Source organism: Streptomyces sp. NPDC029956, assembly GCF_055574655.1.
In genome coordinates this window covers 1-2,503 of sequence record NZ_JBVHZJ010000126.1, presented here as the reverse complement: position 1 = coordinate 2,503, position 2,503 = coordinate 1, and the positions used below count along the sequence as shown (strand labels likewise).

At 56.7% G+C, this 2,503-nt stretch carries 1 rRNA gene; it reads right to left on the bottom strand.

Annotated features, from left to right (window positions below):
- Positions 1-32 precede the first annotated feature (32 nt).
- Positions 33-2,503 (bottom strand): 23S ribosomal RNA (locus ACZ4XX_RS40230); the annotation flags it as partial.

Genomic DNA, 2,503 nt, shown 5'->3' with positions numbered 1-2,503 from the left:
CTTCAGAACTAACACAGTGGACGCGAGCAACTGAGGACAAGCCCTCGGCCTATTAGTACCGGTCAGCTCCACCCATTACTGGGCTTCCACATCCGGCCTATCAACCCAGTCGTCTACTGGGAGCCTTACCCTCTCAAGGAGGTGGGAATACTCATCTCGAAGCAGGCTTCCCGCTTAGATGCTTTCAGCGGTTATCCCTCCCGAACGTAGCCAACCAGCCATGCCCTTGGCAGGACAACTGGCACACCAGAGGTTCGTCCGTCCCGGTCCTCTCGTACTAGGGACAGCCCTTCTCAATATTCCTGCGCGCGCAGCGGATAGGGACCGAACTGTCTCACGACGTTCTAAACCCAGCTCGCGTACCGCTTTAATGGGCGAACAGCCCAACCCTTGGGACCGACTCCAGCCCCAGGATGCGACGAGCCGACATCGAGGTGCCAAACCATCCCGTCGATATGGACTCTTGGGGAAGATCAGCCTGTTATCCCCGGGGTACCTTTTATCCGTTGAGCGACGGCGCTTCCACAAGCCACCGCCGGATCACTAGTCCCGACTTTCGTCCCTGCTCGACCCGTCGGTCTCACAGTCAAGCTCCCTTGTGCACTTACACTCAACACCTGATTGCCAACCAGGCTGAGGGAACCTTTGGGCGCCTCCGTTACCCTTTGGGAGGCAACCGCCCCAGTTAAACTACCCATCAGACACTGTCCCTGATCCGGATCACGGACCGAGGTTAGACATCCAGCACGACCAGAGTGGTATTTCAACGGCGACTCCACCATGACTGGCGTCACGGCTTCAAAGTCTCCCACCTATCCTACACAAGCCGAACCGAACACCAATATCAAACTGTAGTAAAGGTCCCGGGGTCTTTCCGTCCTGCTGCGCGAAACGAGCATCTTTACTCGTAGTGCAATTTCACCGGGCCTATGGTTGAGACAGTCGAGAAGTCGTTACGCCATTCGTGCAGGTCGGAACTTACCCGACAAGGAATTTCGCTACCTTAGGATGGTTATAGTTACCACCGCCGTTTACTGGCGCTTAAGTTCTCAGCTTCGCAACCCCGAAAGGTCACTAACCGGTCCCCTTAACGTTCCAGCACCGGGCAGGCGTCAGTCCGTATACATCGCCTTACGGCTTCGCACGGACCTGTGTTTTTAGTAAACAGTCGCTTCTCGCTGGTCTCTGCGGCCACCCCCAGCTCACGGAGTAAATCCGATCACCAGACGTGGCCCCCCTTCTCCCGAAGTTACGGGGGCATTTTGCCGAGTTCCTTAACCATAGTTCACCCGAACGCCTCGGTATTCTCTACCTGACCACCTGAGTCGGTTTAGGGTACGGGCCGCCATGAAACTCGCTAGAGGCTTTTCTCGACAGCATAGGATCATCCACTTCACCACAATCGGCTCGGCATCAGGTCTCAGGCTATGTGCTGTCCGGATTTACCTGGACAACGCCCTACACCCTTACCCCGGGACTACCACCGCCCGGGTTGGACTACCTTCCTGCGTCACCCCATCGCTTACCTACTACCACCTTGGATCAGCGGCTCCACCACTTTCCTTTCCCCGAAGGGTCCGGAACGGCTTCACGGCCTTAGCATTAATGGGCTCGATATTGGGCGTTTCAAAGCGGGTACCGGAATATCAACCGGTTGTCCATCGACTACGCCTGTCGGCCTCGCCTTAGGTCCCGACTTACCCTGGGCAGATCAGCTTGACCCAGGAACCCTTAGTCAATCGGCGCACACGTTTCTCACGTGTGTATCGCTACTCATGCCTGCATTCTCACTCGTGAACCGTCCACAACTCGCTTCCGCGGCTGCTTCACCCGGCACACGACGCTCCCCTACCCATCACAGCGGGCGTTGGCCCTATTGCTGCAATGACACGACTTCGGCGGTACGCTTGAGCCCCGCTACATTGTCGGCGCGGAATCACTTGACCAGTGAGCTATTACGCACTCTTTCAAGGGTGGCTGCTTCTAAGCCAACCTCCTGGTTGTCTCTGCGACTCCACATCCTTTCCCACTTAGCGTACGCTTAGGGGCCTTAGTCGATGCTCTGGGCTGTTTCCCTCTCGACCATGGAGCTTATCCCCCACAGTCTCACTGCCGTGCTCTCACTTACCGGCATTCGGAGTTTGGCTAAGGTCAGTAACCCGGTAGGGCCCATCGCCTATCCAGTGCTCTACCTCCGGCAAGAAACACACGACGCTGCACCTAAATGCATTTCGGGGAGAACCAGCTATCACGGAGTTTGATTGGCCTTTCACCCCTAACCACAGGTCATCCCCCAGGTTTTCAACCCTGGTGGGTTCGGTCCTCCACGAAGTCTTACCTCCGCTTCAACCTGCCCATGGCTAGATCACTCCGCTTCGGGTCTTGAGCGCGCTACTGAATCGCCCTATTCGGACTCGCTTTCGCTACGGCTTCCCCACACGGGTTAACCTCGCAACGCACCGCAAACTCGCAGGCTCATTCTTCAAAAGGCACGCAGTCACGA